The organism is Patulibacter ginsengiterrae (assembly GCF_056269115.1).
Genome location: NZ_JBWDOG010000046.1, coordinates 1 through 650, shown reverse-complemented (window position 1 = coordinate 650; position 650 = coordinate 1). Strand labels below are relative to the sequence as shown.

The following is a 650-nucleotide window of genomic DNA, read 5'->3' as shown; positions in this document are numbered from 1 at the left end:
GAGGTACGCGAGCTGGGTTTAGAACGTCGTGAGACAGTTCGGTCCCTATCTACCGTGGGCGTTGGAAATTTGAGAGGATCTGCTCCTAGTACGAGAGGACCAGAGTGGACGAACCTCTGGTGTACCGGTTGTGACGCCAGTCGCATCGCCGGGTAGCTATGTTCGGAAGGGATAACCGCTGAAAGCATCTAAGCGGGAAGCCTACCTCAAGATAAGATTTCCCTAGGACTTTATGTCCTCTAAAGAGCCGTTGAAGACTACGACGTTGATAGGTTGGATGTGGAAGCATAGTGATATGTGAAGCTGACCAATACTAATTGCTCGTGAGGCTTGACTATACAACACCCAAACAGTTGGTGTTGTGGTTCAAATCACTGCAAACAACTTGATTTAGTTATAAAGCTAGATAAAATATCCAACTCAAATATACCTGTTAATAACTCATTTGATGAAAGTTAGGCACGAAGAGCACTGCTCTGAGGTTAGACCCAACGAATAGTCATAAACAGTTGTGCTGGCGACAATAGCAAGAGTGAACCACCTGATCCCTTCCCGAACTCAGAAGTGAAACCTCTTAGCGCTGATGGTAGTGTGGGGTTTCCCATGTGAGAGTAAGTCATCGCCAGCTCATTAATTCTAAATCCCCCTCC

At 46.5% G+C, this 650-nt stretch carries 2 rRNA genes; both read left to right on the top strand.

Annotation, left to right across the window (positions count from 1 at the left end):
* Positions 1–338, top strand: a 23S ribosomal RNA gene (locus tag ACVUH9_RS22220); the annotation flags it as partial.
* A 175-nt stretch (positions 339–513) separates the two neighbouring features.
* A 5S ribosomal RNA gene (gene rrf, locus ACVUH9_RS22215) occupies positions 514–628 on the top strand.
* Positions 629–650: the final 22 nt, after the last annotated feature.